At 45.7% G+C, this 21,702-nt stretch carries 16 protein-coding genes and 2 riboswitches; of the genes, 14 read left to right on the top strand and 2 right to left on the bottom strand.

The window, feature by feature from the left end; all coding sequences use genetic code 11:
* Nucleotides 1–295: 295 nt before the first annotated feature.
* The 9 genes from SGLY_RS07840 (at nucleotide 296) to SGLY_RS07880 (ending at nucleotide 13,282) form a co-directional block, all read left to right on the top strand.
* Nucleotides 296–2,590, top strand: a complete 2,295-nt coding sequence (locus tag SGLY_RS07840; protein ID WP_013624742.1) for a DNRLRE domain-containing protein — start codon at nucleotides 296–298, stop codon at nucleotides 2,588–2,590.
* Nucleotides 2,591–2,758: 168 nt separating this feature from the next.
* Entirely contained in the window at nucleotides 2,759–3,373 is a 615-nt protein-coding gene (locus tag SGLY_RS07845) for a TetR/AcrR family transcriptional regulator (RefSeq protein ID WP_013624743.1), read from the top strand.
* 60 nt (nucleotides 3,374–3,433) lie between these two features.
* Nucleotides 3,434–5,191 (top strand): ABC transporter ATP-binding protein, encoded by a 1,758-nt coding sequence (locus tag SGLY_RS07850; protein ID WP_013624744.1) that lies wholly within the window; start codon nucleotides 3,434–3,436, stop codon nucleotides 5,189–5,191.
* A 1-nt stretch (nucleotide 5,192) separates the two neighbouring features.
* Nucleotides 5,193–6,917 carry an ABC transporter ATP-binding protein gene (locus tag SGLY_RS07855; protein ID WP_013624745.1) on the top strand — a complete coding sequence of 575 codons (1,725 nt, stop codon included), beginning with the start codon at nucleotides 5,193–5,195 and terminating at the stop codon, nucleotides 6,915–6,917.
* Between the two features lie 266 nt (nucleotides 6,918–7,183).
* Complete coding sequence (locus tag SGLY_RS07860) at nucleotides 7,184–7,567, top strand: metal-dependent transcriptional regulator (protein ID WP_013624746.1); 384 nt, start codon at nucleotides 7,184–7,186, stop codon at nucleotides 7,565–7,567.
* Between the two features lie 275 nt (nucleotides 7,568–7,842).
* Nucleotides 7,843–9,699, top strand: a complete 1,857-nt coding sequence (locus SGLY_RS07865) for a DUF4153 domain-containing protein (RefSeq protein WP_013624747.1) — start codon at nucleotides 7,843–7,845, stop codon at nucleotides 9,697–9,699.
* Nucleotides 9,700–9,865: 166 nt separating this feature from the next.
* Complete coding sequence (locus SGLY_RS07870; protein WP_013624748.1) at nucleotides 9,866–11,449, top strand: FAD-dependent oxidoreductase; 1,584 nt, start codon at nucleotides 9,866–9,868, stop codon at nucleotides 11,447–11,449.
* 133 nt (nucleotides 11,450–11,582) lie between these two features.
* Nucleotides 11,583–11,671: riboswitch (NiCo riboswitch) on the top strand.
* Nucleotides 11,672–11,754: 83 nt separating this feature from the next.
* The gene (locus tag SGLY_RS07875) at nucleotides 11,755–12,633 is read left to right on the top strand and encodes a cation diffusion facilitator family transporter (protein ID WP_013624749.1); all 879 of its coding nucleotides are present in this window, start codon (nucleotides 11,755–11,757) and stop codon (nucleotides 12,631–12,633) included.
* 115 nt (nucleotides 12,634–12,748) lie between these two features.
* Complete coding sequence (locus SGLY_RS07880; protein ID WP_013624750.1) at nucleotides 12,749–13,282, top strand: hypothetical protein; 534 nt, start codon at nucleotides 12,749–12,751, stop codon at nucleotides 13,280–13,282.
* Between the two features lie 12 nt (nucleotides 13,283–13,294).
* Here SGLY_RS07880 and SGLY_RS07885 read toward each other — a convergent pair whose 3' ends face one another.
* Complete coding sequence (locus tag SGLY_RS07885) at nucleotides 13,295–14,833, bottom strand: glycosyltransferase family 2 protein (protein WP_013624751.1); 1,539 nt, start codon at nucleotides 14,831–14,833, stop codon at nucleotides 13,295–13,297.
* A 197-nt stretch (nucleotides 14,834–15,030) separates the two neighbouring features.
* Between SGLY_RS07885 and SGLY_RS07890 the strand changes: the two genes are divergently transcribed.
* Nucleotides 15,031–16,095, top strand: coding sequence for a GGDEF domain-containing protein (locus SGLY_RS07890; protein WP_013624752.1), 1,065 nt, complete (start codon nucleotides 15,031–15,033; stop codon nucleotides 16,093–16,095).
* Here SGLY_RS07890 and SGLY_RS07895 read toward each other — a convergent pair.
* A complete protein-coding gene (locus SGLY_RS07895) occupies nucleotides 16,092–17,915 on the bottom strand; it encodes an APC family permease (protein WP_013624753.1) in 1,824 nt (607 codons plus the stop codon). The genes SGLY_RS07890 and SGLY_RS07895 overlap by 4 nt on opposite strands.
* Before the next feature lie 107 nt (nucleotides 17,916–18,022).
* A riboswitch (cyclic di-AMP (ydaO/yuaA leader) is annotated at nucleotides 18,023–18,157 on the bottom strand.
* Between the two features lie 335 nt (nucleotides 18,158–18,492).
* Here SGLY_RS07895 and SGLY_RS07900 point away from each other — a divergent pair.
* The 4 genes from SGLY_RS07900 to SGLY_RS07915 all read left to right on the top strand — a co-directional run bounded on the left by SGLY_RS07900 (nucleotide 18,493) and on the right by SGLY_RS07915 (nucleotide 21,634).
* The gene (locus SGLY_RS07900) at nucleotides 18,493–19,011 is read left to right on the top strand and encodes a phosphatase PAP2 family protein (RefSeq protein ID WP_013624754.1); all 519 of its coding nucleotides are present in this window, start codon (nucleotides 18,493–18,495) and stop codon (nucleotides 19,009–19,011) included.
* A 123-nt stretch (nucleotides 19,012–19,134) separates the two neighbouring features.
* Nucleotides 19,135–19,761: a LysE family translocator gene (locus SGLY_RS07905; RefSeq protein ID WP_013624755.1), complete on the top strand. Its 627-nt coding sequence runs from the start codon at nucleotides 19,135–19,137 to the stop codon at nucleotides 19,759–19,761.
* Between the two features lie 69 nt (nucleotides 19,762–19,830).
* Nucleotides 19,831–20,703 carry an AmmeMemoRadiSam system radical SAM enzyme gene (gene amrS / locus SGLY_RS07910; RefSeq protein ID WP_013624756.1) on the top strand — a complete coding sequence of 291 codons (873 nt, stop codon included), beginning with the start codon at nucleotides 19,831–19,833 and terminating at the stop codon, nucleotides 20,701–20,703.
* A gap of 52 nt (nucleotides 20,704–20,755) precedes the next feature.
* Nucleotides 20,756–21,634 (top strand): polyphosphate kinase 2 family protein, encoded by an 879-nt coding sequence (locus SGLY_RS07915; RefSeq protein ID WP_013624757.1) that lies wholly within the window; start codon nucleotides 20,756–20,758, stop codon nucleotides 21,632–21,634.
* Nucleotides 21,635–21,702 lie beyond the last annotated feature (68 nt).

Raw genomic sequence — 21,702 nt, forward strand, 5'->3', positions numbered from 1 at the left:
TTTTATGGGAGAGAAACCACATTTGTACAGACATGGCCTTTTTTATTTCACCATCCGATAATCTTTTGGGGGTTTGTCAACAGTTCCAATTTAGCCCGAAGTGAGGGGGGTGCGCCCTTTGTTGCGTAATGTCGCTATCGCTCCATTTCCTTAAGCGGGTGGTTGTGATTAAACAACAGTGGAAAGAGGTCCGCTATTTTTTTATATATAAAGGTACAAACTGTCTGAAATTGAATACAATACAGCAAATGATTGTGATATTTTGTAAAAAAAACAAAAAGAAGGGAGCGATACCATGGCTACGGAGACTTTATTATCTACAGGCACGACCTTTGTGTCCAGTGCCTTAGCAGATGTAAATCTGTCTGCAAGCGCTATTATTATAGTGGGTACTGATCCGATATTTGCTGATTCGATTAGTTTCCTGAAATTTGCAATACCATTATTACCTGTAGAATCAGTTGAAAGTGCTGAATTAAGGTTGTTTGTTTTTTCCAAAACCGGAGTTGTACCCAGCCCGGTTGTGGTCAACAGGGTTACTTCAGATTTCGATACTGCCAGTGTCACGTACAATACAAAACCGCCGTATGTTGCAACAGCTTCAATGGTGAATGTTTCTCCAAGTGATATTTTTCAATATGTTGAGATTGACGTAACAGAACTGGTAAATCAATGGCTGAATGGAACTTTTGAAAATGATGGCATTGCCTTAATAAATAATGACGGAATAACTGACGTTGAATTTGGCGGAAAAGAGATCGGAACTGCATATGAACCCCAGTTAGTTCTCACTTATTCAATAGGAGCAACGGGAGTAACCGGTCCCACAGGGGCTACCGGAGTAACCGGACCTACAGGAGGAACCGGTGAAACCGGACCCACAGGAGGAACCGGTGAAACCGGGCCGACAGGAGCAACCGGTGAAACAGGCCCTACAGGAGTAACTGGTGAAACCGGGTCCACAGGAGCAACTGGTGAAACTGGACCTACAGGAGTGACAGGCGAAACTGGACCCACAGGAGCAACTGGCGAAACCGGACCCACAGGAGTGACTGGCGAAACCGGACCAACAGGAGTGACCGGTGAAACCGGAGCTACGGGAGTAACGGGCGAAGCTGGCCCCACAGGAGAAACTGGCGAAACCGGACCTACAGGAGTGACAGGCGAAACCGGACCCACAGGGGCAACTGGAGAAACAGGCCCAACAGGAGTGACTGGCGAAACCGGACCTACAGGAGTGACTGGTGAAACCGGACCTACAGGAGTGACTGGTGAAACTGGATCTACGGGAGCGACTGGTGAAACCGGACCTACAGGAGTGACTGGTGAAACTGGACCCACAGGAGCGACTGGCGAAACCGGACCCACAGGAGTAACTGGTGAAACTGGACCTACGGGAGTAACGGGCGAAACTGGACCTACGGGAGTAACTGGTGAAACTGGACCTACGGGAGTAACTGGTGAAACTGGACCTACAGGAGCGACTGGTGAAACTGGACCAACAGGAGTAACTGGTGAAACCGGACCTACGGGAGTAACTGGTGAAACCGGACCTACAGGAGTTACTGGTGAAACTGGACCTACGGGAGCAACTGGCGAAACCGGACCCACAGGAGTAACTGGTGAAACTGGACCTACGGGAGTAACGGGCGAAGCCGGACCCACAGGAGTGACCGGTGAAACTGGACCTACGGGAGCAACTGGCGAAACCGGACCCACAGGAGTAACTGGCGAAACAGGCCCTACGGGAGTAACTGGTGAAGCTGGCCCCACAGGAGTAACTGGCGAAACCGGACCTACAGGAGTGACTGGCGAAACCGGACCCACAGGAGTAACTGGTGAAACTGGACCTACAGGAGCGACTGGTGAAACTGGACCCACAGGAGCGACTGGTGAAACCGGCCCTACGGGAGTAACAGGCGAAGCTGGACCTACGGGAGTGACTGGTGAAACTGGACCTACGGGAGCGACTGGTGAAACTGGGTCCACAGGAGCAACTGGTGAAACTGGACCTACAGGAGTGACTGGTGAAACCGGGTCCACAGGGGCAACTGGTGAAACCGGACCAACAGGAGTGACAGGTGAAACAGGCCCAACAGGAGTAACTGGTGAAACCGGCCCGACAGGAGCGACCGGAGAAACCGGTCCAACTGGAGAAACTGGCGAAACAGGAGCAACAGGAGCAGGATTGCAGAGTTTTGGCAATGTATACGAGCTGGCAACTGTAACTGATTCTACAGTTATAGGAGGGGCAGATGTTCCTTTCAGCAATAATGGACCATTGAGTGGAGTAACTCACACTGCGGGATCTACAACAATCACTGTTCCAAATACAGGCAACTATGCAATTGAATACACCGTCAGCTTAACAGCCGGTATAGGTTCGGCAATCGCAATCGCTGTTAATGGCACTGTCAATCCGTCAACAAATATATCAGCGTTGGTAGGTGTTGGAGAGTTGTCCGGTGTAACAATTCTATCTTTGACAGCAGGTGATTCGCTAACCCTAAGAAACAATTCCGGGACTGCCTTCACCATGAATGAAGACCCGGAAGTAGGTGCTCAAATGAATATTTTTCAATTAGACTAACTTTCAAAAATCTAAGAGTTGTAGCACGACGGCGATCGTTGTGCTACAACTCTTATCAAAGGAAACCATCTGATAAGACAGAAAGTGGTTGACAATCATATGGAAATATTTTATATTGATAACGTCGTTAGCTAACTATGTTATCATCTTTGTATAGGAGGATATTTCATGCCCAAAGATTTTGACAAGACGCATGTGTGCATTTTGGAAAGCGCCAAGAAAGAGTTTTTGGGAAAAGGGTTCGCGAACGCTAATTTGCGGGAGATATCGAAAAATGCAGGGGTCACAACCGGCGGGCTTTATCGTCACTTTGCCGATAAAGAAGCCTTGTTTGCCGCCCTTGTGGACCCGGTTCTTGAGGAGTTTTACAGGCAGGCCGATATGTTTAAGGACAGGGACTACGATCTCATGGAACAGGGACGTCTGGATACGATGTGGGAAAGCGGTGCTGATCTGGACCTGCTTCTTGAAATGATTTATCAGTATTTTGATGGATTCAAGCTGCTGATTTGCTGCTCGGAGGGCACCGCGTACGCCGGCTTTATCCACGATTTTGTTATGATGGAGCAGAGGGAAACTCTGGCCTTTTTGGAAGCGGCTCGCCTCCGGGGTGTTCCCGTAAGAGATATTCTTCCGGAGGAGCTTCATCTTCTGCTCAGTGCCTACGCTTCAGCGATCTTCGAGGTGGTTGTTCACGATTTCACCCACGAGGCCGCGCAGCATTACCTGAAAACGCTGCAAGCTTTCTTCTATCCCGGTTGGAGGGCCGTTTTGGGACTTTGATCCGCGGCTTTTCTTTTCACATAAAAGTTAGGACTTTCTAACTATGATGGAGGTGTATCGATGAAAGAGAAAAAAGAAAACCCAATTAAAGTCCTGTTCGGATTTGCGGGAGAGGCCAGGGGAAAAATGCCGCTTTCCGTGATTCTGGCCATCATCGGAGAACTGTTCGGCATGGCTCCCTTCTTTGCTGTGGCGCTTTTAGCCAACCAGGTCTATACCGGTGAGGCCACCATACAGGGAGCGGCACTGATTGCGGGAGCAGCCGCCCTGTGCATGATATTACGCACTTATCTGACATTGAAATCCTCCCTGCGCAGCCACGGTATATCCTTTACCATCCTGAAAAATATCCGCTGCGCCATTGCGGACAAAATGCGCCGGGTTCCCATGGGGGTCATGCTGGAAACACCCTCCGGAACCTTTAAAACGTTGATGGTGGACAATGTGGGCCGTCTGGAGGATATCATCGCTCATATTGTTCCGGAGCTTCCGTCAGCCGTGGCCGCGCCATTTGCCAGCATCCTGCTTGTCTTTGCGCTGGATTGGAGGATGGGACTGGCTTCCCTGATCACCATCCCCCTCAGCCTGATTTTTATGGTAGGCATGATGCAAGGTTATTCCAAAAAGATGGCCACTTATCTTCAGTCCGGAAACGAAATGAATGCCGCCCTGGTCGAGTATATAGGAGGCATTCAGGTCATCAAGGCGTTTGGACAGACCGGTAGGAGCTTCGGCCGCTTTTCCGACTCGGTTCACTTTTTCCATGATTCTACCTTGGCGTGGTGGCGGCAGAGCTGGTTCTGGATGGCAGGCTTCAAAGCGGTTTTGCCATCCACTCTGCTTGGTACGCTGCCCATCGGCGGGTGGCTGTACATGAATGGCACGCTGAGTCTGCCCCTTCTTCTGGCTTGCATTATTATTCCGGTCGGATTCATGCCCCAGCTGATGAAGCTGGGCTTTGGTCTGGAGCAGTTTGCTTATATGGCGGCGAATCTGAACCCCATCCGGTCATTTCTGGCAAACCCCGAACAGCATCGCCCAAATATGATGGTTACGCTGGGGAAACGTGACTTTACCTTTGATCATGTTGGTTTTTCTTATGATGGCAAAAAAACGGTGCTGCACGATGTTTCCTTTATGGCGAGACCAGGGGAAGTGACTGCTATCGTAGGGCCCTCGGGTTCCGGAAAATCCACGATTGCCAAGCTGATGGCAGGCTTTTGGGACGCGACATCCGGCAGCGTCCAATACGGCGGCCATGAGATAAAGGATATTCCTTTTCAACAGTTGATGAGTGAAATCAGCTACGTTGCTCAGGATAATTTCCTGTTTGACAAATCTATTCGGGAAAATATTCGCATGGGCAATCCCATGGCTTCCGACGCAGAGGTGGAAGCAGCGGCGAGCGCGGCCAACTGCCACGATTTTATCATTGCTTTGGAAAATGGCTATGACACGTTGGCGGGCGACGCGGGCGACCTGCTTTCCGGGGGAGAACGGCAGCGTATTACCATCGCCCGCGCCATGCTTAAGCCCGCATCCGTGGTCATTCTGGATGAGGCGACAGCCTACGCAGATCCGGAGAACGAGGCGGAAATCCAACAGGCGATCAACCGGCTGGTGACGGGAAAGACGCTAATCGTCGTAGCGCACCGGTTGTCCACAATTCGCAACGCAAATCAAATTCTGGTGATCGACAAGGGACAACTGATCGCCAGCGGAACCCATGACAGGCTGCGGGAAGCCTGCCCGCTCTATGAAACCATGTGGCAGCAGTATATAGGAGCGGCCGATATTGCGGAAAAGGAGGAATTGTAACATGCTGAGGATGATTGGACGGATTTTAGAAATTGCGGGAGACAGCAAGCCGCGCATTATTCTGGGTATTGTGTTCAATTTTTTCAAAACTGTTTCCATGGCCATGATGCTGCTGGCCGTTTTTCTGGTGTTCGAGCATCTGGAGGCGCTGACACCTGACGTTATCTATCAGGCTTTGTGGATTATCATTGTCAGCGTATGCGGGCGCTTCCTGTTCCAGTGGCTGATGGATATTTCCATGAGCGCCAAGGGTTTTGATATGTTCCGGGATTACCGGCTGGCCGTCGGTGAAAAGCTTAAAGGCGCACCGATGGGCTACTTTTCCGAACAACGTCTGGGAACCATTCAATCCATCCTGACCTCAACCGTTGTGGAACTGGAGCAGTATTCCATGATGGCGATTATGGACATTACCGGCGGCGTATCCATGGCTGTTGTCATCATTGTCATGATGGCATTCTACAGCCTGCCGATTGCCCTGCTGAGTCTGGCCGGGCTTATCATCGGCTTGTTTGTGCTTCATGTCATCCAAAAACGTGCTGCGATTCACACCGTAAAAGTGCAGGCGGCGCAGGAAAATCTGGTCACCGAATCGCTGGAGTATATTCGCGGGATTGCGGTTCTCCGGGCGTTTTTGCAGGACAGGGGCGGTGAAGGTGCCGTTTACCGGGCTTTTGAAGATCGGAGGCAGGCCGCCTATGATCAGGAGCATGCCGCCGCGGGTGTGATGAAGCTGTATAGTTTGGTTTTTAAACTCACGAGCTGTGCTCTGCTGTTCTTGGCGACCGCGCTGTATCTGACCGGTGCGTTCCCGCTTTCCTACTGCCTCATGTTTCTGGTGTCCGCTTTTCTGGTCTATGCGGAGCTGGAGGTCATGGGTGATGGGGCCTACCTTGCGCGTAAGGTCAACAATGAGCTTGACCGGCTGGAAACCGTCACCGATATTCCCTCGCTGGACCGTACAGCACGCGAGCTCAGAGCGGTTTCCTCTGACATTGAGATGAAAGAGGTGTCCTTTGCCTATGACAGCAGGACGGTTATCGACCACGTTTCCCTGAAAGTCCCGCAAGGCACTTCCTGCGCCATTGTTGGTCCCTCCGGCAGCGGTAAAACCACTTTGTGCAACCTGATCGCCCGGTTTTGGGATGTTCAGGAGGGAGAGGTGCTGGTGGGCGGGCAAAACGTAAAGGACTGCACTGCCGACAGCCTGCTTTCCCAGATCAGTATGGTGTTCCAGAATGTGTACCTGTTCCACGATACTGTAGAAAACAACATCAGGTTCGGAAATCCGGACGCTTCCCATGAGCAGGTTGTGGAAGCGGCGAAACGCGCCTGCTGTCACGAATTCATCACGGCACTGCCAGAAGGTTATGATACCATCGTCGGTGAGGGCGGCTCCACATTGTCCGGAGGAGAACGCCAGCGGATATCCATCGCCCGCGCGATCCTGAAAAACGCTCCCATTGTAATTTTGGATGAGGCGACCTCCAGCGTTGACCCCGAAAACGAGCACGTCCTGCTTACGGCTATCTATGAGCTGACAAGGGGCAAAACGCTGATTGCCATTGCGCACCGCCTGTCCACCGTACGCAAGGCCGATCAGATCCTGGTGGTGGACAAAGGGAAGATCGTTCAGAAAGGAACACATGCCCAGCTGGTTCAGGAGGACGGCATTTACCGGAAATTCCTCAGATTGCGTTCCGAGTCTATTGGCTGGCAGCTATGAGGCAAGCGCAAAAGGAAGTTTTAAGGGAAGCAGAAGAGAGCAGACCGGCAGTGAAACCTGCCGGTCTGCTTTATGGAACCAAGTGAGCAGAATAGATGGCGCTAATTTGGCATAATCAATACAGAAATTTTTTAGGTTTGACGAGCGAGAAAAGCTGTGCAGGAAAGAATGTGATATAATAAATATATTTGAGTAGGATAACTGTCCAATGGCGGCTTAACTGAAGAATCAATTAGAGTGTCCGCTCTACATGTGGAGGAGCAAAAATGGAAAAGCTTACTTTTACAATGGAAAATTACCTTGAGGCAATTTATGAGTTATCTCTGGATGGAGCCGGTGCCCGAGTATCTGATATCGCAGAACGATTGGGCGTAACTAAGGCCAGTACCAACAGTGCGATGTCTACTCTTTCGGAGAAAGGTCTCATTAGCAATGAAAAATATAAAGAGGTATTTCTGACGCCTGAAGGGCTCAAGCTTGCGAAGCTTACGGCGAACAAACACCATGTAATTCAACAGTTTTTGTTACACGTATTAAATCTTGATCCTGTCGTTGCCGATGAGGATGCCTGTGCGATAGAGCATGTAATTAGTAATGATACTGTTTCCGCTATGGAAGAGTATATGAGAGACATCCATAACAATAAGTAAGCATTTTATCTGACTCCAAAAAGGATGAGCTTATTTTATTTTTCTAACTTAATTCTAAGATTCTTATAGTATAATTTCCTCATCCTTATTTCCCCCTTTTGCCCGGAGCATCAGTCAGTGCTTCGGGTTTTTGTTGTAATGAATCGGATTAAGAGGGTGCTCAGTTCATTTAAAGACATGAACATAGCAAAATTGTGCGGAGGAGCATAAAAATATTTTTGGAATAAAGAAAGACTGTTATAATAAGAAGAAATCTAACTGAAGGAGGGAATATGATGAACCGTTTACTGAAAGTCATCACCGATTCAGTTCAAGGACTGATCAAGGCTGTTAGGCGTTTCCCCCTGGCTGTTATCTGTCTGATCAGCGCTACTGTCATTACCTGCTATATGATTTCACTACATACTGATCCAAGCCTTTTTATCCAGAAGCTCTTTTTTACTTTGGGATTTGGTACTTTTCTGAGTGTGGCCGTTCAGTTTTGCTGTGAGCGTTTTTCTGGGCTGAAGAAAATACGGCTTTTTGTTTATTTGATTGGGGCACTGTTCATCTTTGGCTATTATCTGATCATTGCTCCTTCACCGGGGATTTATTATGCAGTAACGGCCCGAACGATTGTTGCCGTATTTGCCATGTTTTGCATCTATATCTGGGTCCCGTCATATCGGGGCAAGGCAGGTTTGAACAGTATTGCTGAATTTAACAGCATCGCCCTGACTCATTTTAAAGCGGCTGTTACCTCAATCTTATTTTCGGCAGTTTTATCTGCGGGTACCGTCAGCATCATTGCGGCGGTTGATTCACTGCTGTTTAAGGTCAATGAAGATTCTTATGCTTATACGATGGCTGTCATCTGGATCTCCTTTGCCACCATCTACTATCTTTCACGGCTGCCCCGTTTTCATTCCGAAGAGGAAGAGGATAAGGCCTTTACTCTGCAGGCAGCCACATATCCCAAAGTCCTGAAAATCCTGATTTCTTATATTGTTATTCCTTTAATTGCGGCTTATAGTTTGGTGCTGATTGCCTATTTTGTCAAAATGCTTGTCACTTCCGTATGGCCGTCGGGCCAGCTGGGGCCGATGATCCTCGCCTACTCCGTTGTCGGTTTAATGGTCGTTGTTTTAGCCAGCCATTTAGAAGATAAGTTTGCAAGCGCCTACCGCAGAATATTCCCTAAAGTATTGATTTTGATGGTCATTATGCAGTTGATCTCAGCCTATATCCGCTTAGATGCCTACGGGGTGACCGAGGGGCGCTATTACCTGATTCTTTTCGGAATTTACTCATTAATTTGCGGGATAATACTCAGCTTCAGAGCGGTTACTAAAAATTATATGATCGCTTTACTGGGAGCGGGTTTGGCGATTATTTCGGTCATTCCGCCCGGGGATGCATTCACTGTTTCCCGTAATTCGCAAATGAACCGTTTGGAACAGATGCTGATCGCTGATGAAGTACTGGTTAACGGCAAAATCGTGCCGAAAGCCGATGCTTCTCTGAAGCTGCGCCAGGAAACCACCAATATCCTTAATTATTTGGAAAGGCGCAACTACCTGCAGTATTTGACCTGGCTGCCTGAGGAGATGAAAACCTCCGGTTCCCGGCCTTCCGGCAATCTTACTCAAGAGAAAATGAAGGCTGTTTTTGGTTTTGAACCTGCTTATGAAGGTGCCGGCGCAACTTCCGACCATTTTTATGCCGCCTTGAATATGCAGAAACCGTTAAGCGTAAGTGGTTATGACGTGATGGTAGCCCTTAGCAACTACCGCGGGATGTCAATGGGGAAAAATGGTGAAGAATTCGAACGAACAGTAAAGATCAGGAACAAAGACTATATCATTTTAGCTGAACGGTTGACTCCGCAGGAGGTTCGGGTTTCGGTCCAAGATCCGGTCGGAATGGAAGTGATCGGGACCAATGTCTATGAGTTTGCCACTTCCTTGTCCGGGGCCAGAAACGAGCCTAAAGAAATGCTTGAGCCGGAAGTGATGAGTATTCACGCGGAGAATAATCGTTATAAGCTTAAAGTCATTTTCCAGAATATCAACATCACTTTTGGTACCGAGTCCGATGCGGGTGCAGATTATGATTTAATCGTCCTTTTCGGGGTAAGTGGTGAACAGGATTAACAATACGTGATAATATTTTTTCACAGGAATCAGAAGGATCAACAAGACACCCAAGCCGGTCAGATAGCTTGGGTGTTTTGTTTCATAAAATCCAAATAAATTGTACAAAATAACATCGGGTTTGATAAAAGTATTTTCCACATTTTATAGATCAGGGGGATCGTTGATGAACAGAGAAGAAAAAGAAAAAAATTTCGAAAAACCGCCTCAATCCTATTGGCTGGCATCTACCGGTCGTACTGATTATTCTGTTCTAAATGAGGATATACAAGTTGATATTGCCATTATCGGCGGCGGCATGACCGGGATTTCCTGTGCTTATATGCTGAATCAGGAGGGCGCGAAAACAGCAATCGTTGAGGCTGACCGTATTCTGCAAGGGACAACGGGGCACACGACTGCCAAGATCACATCACAGCACGGTCTCATCTATAATAAAATCAAAACTCAGATGAGTGAGGAATTTGCTCAACAATATGCGGACGCCAATCAGTCTGCGATTAGGATAATAGAAAAAATCGTTCAGGATAAGCACATTGAGTGCGATTTTGTTCCTGAACCGGCATATATCTATACCCTGCGGGACGAGTATGTCAGTCAGATCAATGAAGAGTCAATGGTGGCATCCTCTTTGGGTATTGAAGCCGTTTACTTAGAAGAAATCCCCCTGTTTCCCATAAAGGCTGCGCTGCGTTTTGAACACCAGGCCAGGTTTCATCCACGGAAGTTTTTGCTGACTCTGGCCGAAGAATATGTCAATACTGGCGGTAAGATATTTGAACAAAGCAGGGTTATTGATATAGAAGAGGAAGGACCCTATCGGATCATCACAGATTCAGGAAATAAAATTACGGCTGACAAACTGATTATTGCGTCCCATTACCCCTGCTATCATAAGCCGGGATTTTATTTCGCTAGAATTTCTCAGGAGAGATCCTATGTGGTCGCGGTTAAGGCAAAGGAAAAATATCCGGGAGGCATGTATATAGCGGCAGAGGATTTTGGACACTCCCTGCGCAGCCAAATGTCTGAGCATGGTGAATTGATCCTGGTTGGCGGCGAGGGACACAAGACAGGGCAGGGTGAAAATACAACCCAAAACTACCAAGCACTGATCGACTTTTCTAACCGGATGTATACAGTGGAAGATATTCCATACCGGTGGTCGGCTCAAGACTGTATGACTTTGGACAGTGTCCCTTACGTGGGGCCCCTGACAGAGAAAACTCCTGAGATGTATGTCGCAACCGGTTATGGGAAATGGGGAATGACAAACAGCATAGCTTCTTCCATGATTTTAAGAGATCTGATCATTAAGGGGAGAAGTGCCTGGCAGGATGTCTACAGTCCCTCACGGCATCAGCTGCTTGCTTCAGCCAAGAATTTTGTTGTTGAAAACTTTAATGTCGCCTGCCAATTGGTAAAAGGAAAAACAGAAATAAAAGGAGAAACAGAGATGTCGCTCCAAAACGCCGAAATCAAACCGGGCGAAGGGAAAATTGTCCAGGCGGAGGGACAAAGAGCGGGTGCATACAGAGATGAACAAGGTATACTGCATGTTGTGGACACGACATGTACGCATATGGGCTGTGAATTAAACTGGAATTCCGCGGAAAGATCATGGGATTGTCCCTGCCATGGTTCACGGTTTTCTGATGAAGGAGAGGTTATTGAAGGACCGGCGCTTCACCCTTTAACTCAAGGTGAAAAGATCAATCTGGTAAAAAGGCTTCTGCAGGATCATTTTTAAAGTAAAAAATTCGTCGGACTTTTTACTATTGAGAAATCCAATGTTAAATTTTCAATGATGAAGGGATTCGTATTGACAAAACAAGGCTGCTGCGAATAAAATGAAACAAACTATTTTTTTCACTGCATATATTCCAGGTTAAACTGAGCAGGCGATGGACTTTAAAAGTTCGTGGGGCCGGGCCGGAAACGGCAGCAGATGATAAATATCTGTGGGACAGTAAAATGTTCAACAGATGTTTTTTTTGGCCCTATTCCAAGGAAACCATCTGAAAGTAACAAAATAAGCAAGGGGAGGGGTTACTCATGGTTTGGGACAGAAAGGTCAGAATTGCGCTGTTGTCGGTTGCTTCCAACACAATATTAATTATATTAAAAGTGACCGCAGGAATGTTAAGCGGTTCCGTAAGTATCATTTCAGAGGCCATCCATTCAGGAATGGACCTGGTGGCCTCATGTATTGCCTTTTTTTCTGTCAGACATTCGGCAAAACCGGCGGATAAGGAACATCCATATGGTCATGGCAAAATAGAAAATATCTCCGGTATTGCCGAGGGGCTCCTGATTTTTGTCGCCGCCGGTATGATTATTCTGGAAGCCATCAAGAAAATCCATACCCCTATGGAAATCGAACAGGCCTATGTGGGCATTGCTGTAATGGTTGGCGCGGGAATCGTCAATCTTTTGGTATCTGGGAAGCTGTGCAGGGTTGCCCGGGAAGAAGACTCGATGGCTCTGGAAGCCGACGCCCTTCATTTGAGAACAGATGTTTACACATCTTTGGGGGTAGCGGTCGGTTTGGTTCTGATGAAGGTTACCGGGCTGTTCATACTCGATCCGATTGTGGCAATCCTGGTGGCCCTGTTCATTCTAAAAAAAGCGTGGAGTCTTTGTAAAAGTGCCTGTGACTACTTACTGGATACCAAACTGACTGATCCGGAGGAAGCTGAGATAGACAAGATTTTAGGTAAGTATCATGATAAATTCAGAGATTATCATAAGCTTAAGACCAGAAAATCAGGGAACATGAAGCATATTGATTTTCATATTACAGTTGACCCTCACGTGACTGTGGCAGAAATCCATGAAGTGATTGGCTGTCTGAAAAAGGATATGGCTGAGGAATTCAAGTATACTCGGGTAAATGTCCATGTGGACCCTTACAGGGAAGAGCAATCAGAATGACCTCCGTCCATTTTATGTGCTTTTCGATCCAACAGAAGCCTGATAGAATAAACATAGATCAAGGTATCTGTGGCGATCTTCGGACAAAAGGCCAATGCTTTTTCAAGGAGGTAAAATGAGAAACAAACTGTTATTACTTACGCTGGTTTTATGTTTGGCTTTTTTCATAACCGGTTGTATGCAGGAAAAGAGTGAGGGACCGCTGCAAAGTGAAGACACGGTCGTGCCTGGAGCTTCTGCTGAGACGGACGCGCTGATCTATACAAATGCCCAATATGGTTTTACCTTTGCCCTCCCCAAAACCTGGACAGGTTATTCCATCCTAATGAACAAGTGGGAAGGTGTGGCTGTGGCGGGCACGCAAAGCGGCAAGATCGTGGAAACCGGTCCGATCATCAATATCAGACATCCTCAATGGACTGCGCAAAACCCCAGACAGGACATACCGGTCATGGTATTCACTCCGGCGCAATGGAACTCTTTGCAGAAAGTCGAATTCAGTGTGGGTGCGGCCCCCATTCCCCCAAGCGAGCTGGGGCGGAATTCTCAATTTGTGTTTGCCCTTCCCGCCCGTTACAATTATGCCTTCCCTGAAGGCTTTGAAGAAGTGGAGGACATTCTGCAGCATCACCCGTTAAAGCCGATTTGAGAGAATTTGTTTTCACCGATTTTCCCATTCGATTAAGTTTGGATTTTCTTCAAGTATGGATTCATACTGGTGGCGATTCCCGTAAAGGCCTTCGGGATCCAAAACTTTGTATCGTTCGTATTTTAGTTTTCTGTCGGCGGCGGTTGCCCAGCCGTAATGCTTGACCCGCAATTCCGACACGGCATTTGGCAGAATAAAGATATTGACAGGAAACCTCCCGCAATGGAGCGGCGTTTCTTTCCAATTGTAGATGAAGTCAGGCTGGTATCTCAGCAGAAACGGCCGGTAATAGTTATGGGCATTCCAGAATTGATCTTCCCGGTAATGATTTTGATCCCACATATCGTAAAGTCTGAAAGAATATAAATCGATGTCTTCCTGATTGATGAGCCTTCTCACTTCCGCATAAAAACGGTCCTCAAACATTTCGTCGGCGTCAATGTTTAAAATCCAATCAGGGTTTGTCTGGATTGTTTCATGCCATTGTCTTTTTCTTAATTCCACTTCCTGTTTAAACAGCGATTGGGGATTATGAATGAGGTGAAGCGGGATATTGGGCAGCATTTTACGGCAGAGTTCAACAGTATCGTCAGTACTGGCATCATCAATGATGACTGCTTCATCAATTATCCCGTCGAGTTTGGCGAGGATTTCTTTAAGGTACCTTTGCCCTTCATTTTTTACGATCATCGAAAGTGTCAGCTTATTTTCCTGGCCCTTATATTGCCGAATAAGGGGCGGTTGACAACGGTTTACATAGTCAGAGACGCCATCCAAATCCTTTTCCCGATAAATATGGTAAGCCGGATAATGGGTATCAACAAAAAGGTCCAATCCCAGGACAACTGCCCGGATACAAAAGAATCTGTCCTCTCCCCATATGGTCAGGTTTTTTATGGGCTTGAAATTTACCCCTTTTCGTAAAGCTTCTTTATTGATCAGTGTGCAGGCCCCCAGACCTCCCACTTCATAAACTCCCGGCATCTTTAATTGATTGAGGAAACGGTTTGTTCTCAGAACTGTCTCCTCTGAGGAAAGGCTCTCTCCATAATTCAAAGGAGCCAGGCCATATTTATCATAGAGCCAGACATTGGGATAGTAACCTTCTCCAATACGCCACTGGGTCCAGAATATTTCTGAGATGATCATTTTTCCTCTGCTTTTTAAATGTTCAATGAGGTAGGGATGAATGACCAGGTCGGAATCGATGAAAAACAGATAGTCGTATTTTTCTGCTAAAGCATAGTCAATGATTCTGTTTTTAAATTCCGCTACTTTCAGAAGGAGATGATTGGTCCAGTTGTGAGTATGGTCATTACAGCAATACTGGGATTCTTTTTCTCCTTCAAAGATGATGACGTTGTCCCGCTCATCCCGGAACTGTTGAAGAAGCTCACTTGAATGCTGATCAATATTGTCATCGACAAATACAAAATCTATCGTGACAGTATCCTGAACAAGCCTTTTCAGGGAATCAAGGAAGGCCATCAATATTTGAGGCTTCTGGTAGATAGGGCTGCCTAAAAGTACTCTTTGTTTATTCAAATTCATCTCACCTTGAGTATCAAAATACAGTGTATCTATTGGATTATATGAAAAGAAGGTGAAAAGAGCCCCTGCTTTTTTGAAATATTTTAGTGAGAGACGGCTGATGGTTGTATCTGCCAACAGATAGTGTTAAATTAGAAATTACAAATCTTCGTAATTGAAGAGTAAAGGCTAATGCTGGGAAAAGGGATGAAATGAAAATGAAGCACTCAGAGCTAAAGCAGCAGCTTTATTTTATTGTTCTGCAGGCGATCATAGCTATTTCCGCTCTGTCGATTCTGGGAAATTTTATTATCGCGTTACCCTTGAATATTAATCTGAAGTGGGTTTTTCTGTTTTTTGCCGCATTGATCAATCTTCTTTTGGAGAAACAGAAGGGCTCTTCAGTTCTTTTGAGATTTTTGCTTTGCTTTTTTGTTATCAGTATCTTTATTCCCCTCGGTTTTATTGATTCCGGAGGAAATAGAAGTGAGAGTACGGCGTATATCTTTTTTGCCCTGATCGTGGTTACTTATTTATTTGACCGCTATTATCGGTATATCTTGATTGGAACGATCATCACAGTATTTATAGGAATACGGACCTACGGGCATTTTTACCCCGAAAAAATCCCTGTCTATGATGTGAACAGCAGTTTGATCGACTGCTTAATTCAGGTGCCGACTATTTTGATTCTTTGTTTTTTAGTGATCAAGCGTTTTGTCGATGCCTATGATCTTGTCAATCAGAAGCTTTACAGGTATGCCCATTATGATGAGCTGACCGGGCTTTTAAACAGGAGAAATTTTAATGATATTCTGCAAAAAAAATTTGATTCCGGCCACGACAATGGTTATTTAATCATGATGGACATCGATAATTTTAAAATCATCAATGACAAAAAAGGCCACATTGTCGGGGATGATGTACTGAAATATTTGAGTGATCTCTTGAACAAGCATTTTTTCAATGGGAAGAACATGATCAGCCGTTGGGGCGGGGATGAATTTGTCATTATCTATTTTGGCCATATGGAGGAGCTGGAACGTATTCTGGAAGAGGTAAAGAGGATGTTCAAAAGCTATGTTGATCAGATTGAGCCATTATCTATCGTGGATATTAGTGTAGGTGTTGCGGCCCTGGAGGGCTGCAAAACATCTGCGGACATTTTTGCGAAGTCCGATCAGATCATGTATGAACAGAAAACCGCCAAAAAGAAAGCCCATTCAAATGCCTTCATCAAGGTCCCGGAGAAAGAAGAGGGTTTTCAATTTCAAGAAATTTAGTGACAGATGTGGATAGGGACACTGGCGACAACGATGTCCTTTTTGAATAACAGGGCGGTCTTAACGATAAAACCTGTTTGATTGTGCAAAAAATACTGCCACCATTTTTTTGTGACAAACTCCGGAATCAGAACGGTAATGAGTTTGTCTTTCCCGATTTTAGCTTCTTCGGCTTCGATGTACTCGAGAAGGGGAGACAAAATAGCCCTGTAAGGGGAGGGCAAAACAATCAGGGGAATATCCGGTTCATATTCCTGCCATTTCACTTTAAGCTTTTCAACCTTATCTTCATCTATAGCAACGTGGACAGCGAAGATATCAGGAGATAAGGTTTTGGCGTAATTTACCGTATGGGCGACAATTTTGGTCAAGCTGGCGACAGGGATAATGATCCGCTGGCTGGTCGGATTGCCCAGTGGTTCACCGTGATAAGCCAGTTCCTTGGCAATTTCCCGGTAATGACGGTTAATCTTTACAAAAAAAAGAACAAAAATCGGAATAAGAATAAGAACAAGCCAGGCCCCGCTGGTGAATTTTGTAGCGGCAATAACGACTAAAACCGTTCCTGTGACCACCATTCCTATGCCATTGATAAGGGCATAAGAAATCCAGCCGAAAGGCTTTTCTTTCACCCAACGGAACACCATGCCGGCTTGGGAAAGAGTAAAGGAGAGAAAGACTCCTACTGCATAGAGCGGAATTAATGCATGTACTTTTCCCTTAAAGAGAATAATCAATACAGATGCGAGGGCAGCCAGGACAATTATTCCGTTGGAGTAAACCAGACGATCCCCGCGGGCAGCCATCCTTCTGGGTAAGAACCCATCCTGTCCCAAGATTGAGGTTAAGAGCGGAAACCCGGCAAAGCTTGTATTGGCGGCCAGAAATAAAATAACGGCAGTGCTGACCTGAACAAGATAGTAGAGGAGGTTCCGGTCAAAAACGATTGCCGCAATTTTCGAAACAATCGTTTCTTCAGGGCTGGGGACAATATGGTATAGGTTGGCCAGCACGGTAATCCCGCCAAATAAAAAAACAATCAGACAGGCCATAACAATTAAAGTGGCAGAAGCATTTTTGGACTCCGGACTCCGGAAAGCCGGGACCCCGTTGCTGATGGCTTCCACTCCGGTCAAGGCCGTACACCCTGCGGAAAAGGCTCTTAATAAGAAAAACAGGGTAATCCCGCCTGAAAAAACAGGAGAAAGACCGGGCTCCGCCGGCAAGGGGGCCCCATAGAAGTAATATTTAACCAAACCGGTTCCAAGCAGAAGAAAGATGCCGGCAATGAAAAGATAGACGGGGAGGGTAAGAATAGTTGCCGATTCGGTAACTCCTCTCAGGTTTAACAAGGTTAGGGCCCAAATAAACAGCAAAGCAATGAAAACTTGATGTCCATGAACAGCAGGGAAGGCTGAGGTGACAGCGGCGACTCCGGCTGCCGTGCTGACCGCGACCGTAAGGACATAATCAATGATCAGAGCAGACCCGGCAACAAGTCCGGGAATTGTCCCCAGATTTTCCTTGGCCACAATATAGGCCCCTCCTCCGGAAGGGTAAGAAGAAATCGTCTGTCGATAAGAGAGGACAAGGATAACCAAAAGAGCGATAATGGCTCCGGAAATCGGAAGGGAATAAGACAAAGCAGATGTGCCGGCAAGAACCAGCACCAGCAGGATTTCTTCTGTGGCATAAGCAACCGAAGATAAGGCATCGGAAGAGAAAACGGCCAAAGCTTGCTTTTTAGTTAAACGCTCGTGTTTTAACTGGGCGGTAAGCATTGGCTCACCGACGAAAAGACGTTTGAAATAGCGCAGCACGATAGAACACCTCTGATTTATAAATGGATTTTTATCAATAGATTCAAACAAAAAAAACCCCGAAGGGGTTGAAAAAAGGCCATAAAAAATCTAAGGAATGTTCACTTTTTTTCCTCCTTCAACGCTTACGAGGTTAGCTGACGGATTCGGGTCGAATGGATTAACCCTACACACATGGTGATTCACCCCGGCTTAAATTAAGCAATTGGTTCCCCCGCTCAAAGATTCAGCGTTTCATATGATTTCATCTTTAATTATACCAATATTAGACCGATCATCTAAAAAAGTATAGGATCAAATTTTGGCAGATTATCGTTTAATTACTGGAAAGAAACTAATCTCTATCAGCTAATGATTCCGCAATCATTAAGGCTGATTATTTCTCATCATTGCTCGTTCTTACATCTAAATGGTATTTTTTCAGGAGTATTGACTCTGGATGGAAGAGAACATAGGTGTTTGAGAGAACAATAACTTTTACAAAATATTAACGAAATTTTTATATTTGTAAAGTATAATAAATCTAAAGAAGATACCTCAAAAAGAGCTCTGAAAATTTCCCCGTGGAGGAAAACAAATGCAAAGCATTTTGCGTATGATTGGAATAGGCGATATTAATATGTTTATCTATTTAAACCACAAAATTAACTGCAAATTCCTGGATAAGATTATGCCGCTCGTGACTTTGATGGGGGGAGCTTACTTTACCATATTTGTTGTAGCTTTGCTTGGGATTTTCGGTGATGAAGAATTAAAGGCGGTTACATTCAAAGGAGCAACTTCTTTATTTGTGAGTTTTTTCATTGGGTTTATGATCAAAAAAATGCTTGGCAGGCCAAGGCCGTATAAGGTAATTGCATGTACAAATATCGGTGACAAAGTCTGGAAAGATCACTCCTTTCCTTCCGGACATACCACCGCTGCCTTTTCACTTGCCGTAAGCTACTCTCTATATTATTCGGAGCTGGAATTTCCGTTGATCTTATGTGCGGCGCTTGTAGGGATTTCGCGAATTTATCTCGGGCAGCACTATCCTACGGATATTTTGGCCGGAGCTTTGTTAGGTACGACGACTTCCCTGCTGATTTTCCTGTGATGATCTTAAATTGTTGATCAAATCAAATCAAGGCTGTTTAAAAAGCGGGATAGTATGATACGATGATTAAGGAATCCGAATAGTAAACAGTGAACACAGGAATTAAACATAAGGGAGAGAACTATGCTAAGTTTTTCAGCGCTTGTTTCATTTATTGGAGCATCTATTCTGCTGACAATTGCACCCGGCCCTGATAATCTGTTTGTAGTTGCCCAAAGTGTATCCCATGGACGTAAAGCAGGAATCGCAACAGCACTGGGTTTGTGTTCGGGGATCACTGTCCATACTATGGCTGCGGCATTGGGCATCTCAGCGATTTTATACCAATCTGATCTGGCTTTCCGGCTGATGAAATATATCGGGGCTTTGTATCTGATATACTTGGCATGCCAGGCAATTAAAGAAAGAAATGTTATGGCGATTGAAGATAAGGTGGAAAAACAGACAGGTTTTTCGCTCTATCGCAGAGGCATTTTCATGAATGTCCTAAACCCTAAGGTTGCTTTGTTTTTTCTGGCGTTCCTTCCTCAGTTTGTTCAACCGCAGAATGGCAATATTCCCGGGCAATTTGTTTTATTAGGCCTGATATTTATGCTGCAGGCGGTAATCATCATGACAGGTATTGCCGTATGTTCGGGGAGCTTTGGCCGAAAGTTCTTGAATCAACCCCGGGTCGCCGGCTGCATCAACCTGCTGAAGGCAAGTATTTTTGCGGTGATCGGCATTCGCCTGGCCTTGGCAGAAAGATAGGATTAAATATCGGGGGAAATTCAAATAATTAAGAAGAAAGATACTGGCGAAAGTTCAGGAGGCCCTAAAATGAAGGAGGCAGTGCTGTACCAAAAGATAGATGAGAATAAGGTGAAATGTGCAGTATGCAATCAGCGCTGTATGATTGCCGATGGTCAAAGGGGAATTTGCGGGGTCCGGGAAAACAATAAAGGAATACTTTGGGCCTTGAATGATGGTAAAACCATAGCGGTAAATATCGACCCTATTGAGAAAAAACCTCTTTTTCATTTTCTGCCCGGCACCAAGACCTATTCGTTCGCCGCAGCAGGCTGCAATTTTCGCTGTTCCTGGTGCCAGAACTGGGAGATCGCCCAAAGTCCCAAACCGCATAAATTGGTTCAGGGACTGGATATTTTGCCGGAGGAACATGTTAAGCGGGCTCTTGCCCATCATTGTCTTTCTGTTTCCTATACTTATTCTGAACCGACTATTTATGTGGAATATGCTCTGGAAACCATGAAACTGGCCAGAGATAATGGTTTAAAAAATATTTGGGTAACAAATGGATATCTGTCTATGGAAACCATGCAGTTGGTTACACCTTTTCTCGATGCGGCCAATGTTGATTTTAAAGGACCGGACGACAGTGTTTATGAAAAATACTGTGGCGGTAAAGCAGGATATGTTATGGAAAGCCTGAAATATCTTTATCTTGCAGGTGTCCATATTGAAATAACAACTTTGCTGGTTCCGGGTGTAAATGATCAGGCCGGCCAAATCGAAAATATCGCCCGGTTTATTGCGGCAGAGCTGAGTCCTGAAGTGCCCTGGCATATCAGCAGGTTTTTTCCGGCCTGGAAAATGACCGATACCCCTGTTACTCCATTGGAAACAATGAACATGGCAAAAGAAACAGGCCGGAAAAACGGGCTGAAAAATGTTTATTTGGGTAATGTTTAAATGAGCGGGAGCTGTTTCTTAGAATCTTGCAACAAAGAGAAGGGGAAAGAGGATGAACCTGAAAGACTATTGTTTTTTCGGAAATAAACCTTTTGTCATTGAGCAATTTGATCCGGCCCAGACCGGGAAGTTCCAGCTTAAGAATGAAGTAGAAGAATTACACCATACGAACTTGCTTAAGATGCAGGAATTGCAGGACAGGCTTTATGCAGAAAATAAGGAAGCACTGTTGATTATTTTTCAGGGTATGGATGCGTCAGGTAAGGACAGTGCTGTTAAGCATGTCATGGGCGGGGTGAACCCCCAGGGAATAAATGTTCATAATTTTAAAAAGCCTTCGTCCGAAGAGCTTGACCATGACTATATGTGGAGGTCTATGCGGGTGATTCCCGAGAGAGGGAAAATAGGAGTATTCAACCGTTCCTATTATGAGGATGTATTAGTTGGCAAAGTGCACAAATTATATCAGGAGTCTTATCTGCCTGACAGGTGTAAGACAGATAAAATATTTGAGCAGCGTTATCAGCAGATCAAAAATTATGAAAGATACCTGTACGAAAACGGGATAAGAGTCATAAAGTTTTTTCTTCATATTTCCAAGGAAGAGCAGAAGAAACGTTTCCTGGAACGAATAGAGGATGATCAGAAAAACTGGAAATTCTCCGATTCTGATATGATTGAGCGTGATTACTGGGAAGAATACCAAAGGGCCTATCATGATGCGATCAATGCCACGGCAACAAGGATTGCTCCATGGTATGTCGTGCCTTCCGATAAAAAGTGGTTTGGACACTTCATCATTTCAGAAACGATCATTGATACGCTCGAAAAGATCAATCCTCAATATCCGGCAGTCACCAGGGAAAGGAAAGAAAGGCTTCTGGAATTCCGAAGCAAGCTTTTGCGGGAAGAAGAACAGAGCAGTTTTTGAAAATTCCCTTTTTCATTTATGATTTTCCTCTTTCAAATGATATAATAAAGAAGATCTTAGGCTTATCG

The organism is Syntrophobotulus glycolicus DSM 8271 (genome assembly GCF_000190635.1).
GTDB lineage: Bacteria > Bacillota > Desulfitobacteriia > Desulfitobacteriales > Syntrophobotulaceae > Syntrophobotulus > Syntrophobotulus glycolicus.

Excerpts from the sequence above, each read along its gene's own strand:
- SGLY_RS07840 (WP_013624742.1), top strand. The coding sequence starts at position 296 with ATGGCTACGGAGACTTTATTATCTACAGGCACGACCTTTGTGTCCAGT.
- SGLY_RS07845 (WP_013624743.1), top strand. The coding sequence starts at position 2,759 with ATGCCCAAAGATTTTGACAAGACGCATGTGTGCATTTTGGAAAGCGCC.
- SGLY_RS07850 (WP_013624744.1), top strand. The coding sequence starts at position 3,434 with ATGAAAGAGAAAAAAGAAAACCCAATTAAAGTCCTGTTCGGATTTGCG.
- SGLY_RS07855 (WP_013624745.1), top strand. The coding sequence starts at position 5,193 with ATGCTGAGGATGATTGGACGGATTTTAGAAATTGCGGGAGACAGCAAG.
- SGLY_RS07860 (WP_013624746.1), top strand. The coding sequence starts at position 7,184 with ATGGAAAAGCTTACTTTTACAATGGAAAATTACCTTGAGGCAATTTAT.
- SGLY_RS07865 (WP_013624747.1), top strand. The coding sequence starts at position 7,843 with ATGAACCGTTTACTGAAAGTCATCACCGATTCAGTTCAAGGACTGATC.
- SGLY_RS07870 (WP_013624748.1), top strand. The coding sequence starts at position 9,866 with ATGAACAGAGAAGAAAAAGAAAAAAATTTCGAAAAACCGCCTCAATCC.
- SGLY_RS07875 (WP_013624749.1), top strand. The coding sequence starts at position 11,755 with ATGGTTTGGGACAGAAAGGTCAGAATTGCGCTGTTGTCGGTTGCTTCC.
- SGLY_RS07880 (WP_013624750.1), top strand. The coding sequence starts at position 12,749 with ATGAGAAACAAACTGTTATTACTTACGCTGGTTTTATGTTTGGCTTTT.
- SGLY_RS07885 (WP_013624751.1), bottom strand. The coding sequence starts at position 14,833 with ATGAATTTGAATAAACAAAGAGTACTTTTAGGCAGCCCTATCTACCAG.
- SGLY_RS07890 (WP_013624752.1), top strand. The coding sequence starts at position 15,031 with ATGAAGCACTCAGAGCTAAAGCAGCAGCTTTATTTTATTGTTCTGCAG.
- SGLY_RS07900 (WP_013624754.1), top strand. The coding sequence starts at position 18,493 with ATGCAAAGCATTTTGCGTATGATTGGAATAGGCGATATTAATATGTTT.
- SGLY_RS07905 (WP_013624755.1), top strand. The coding sequence starts at position 19,135 with ATGCTAAGTTTTTCAGCGCTTGTTTCATTTATTGGAGCATCTATTCTG.
- amrS (WP_013624756.1), top strand. The coding sequence starts at position 19,831 with ATGAAGGAGGCAGTGCTGTACCAAAAGATAGATGAGAATAAGGTGAAA.
- SGLY_RS07915 (WP_013624757.1), top strand. The coding sequence starts at position 20,756 with ATGAACCTGAAAGACTATTGTTTTTTCGGAAATAAACCTTTTGTCATT.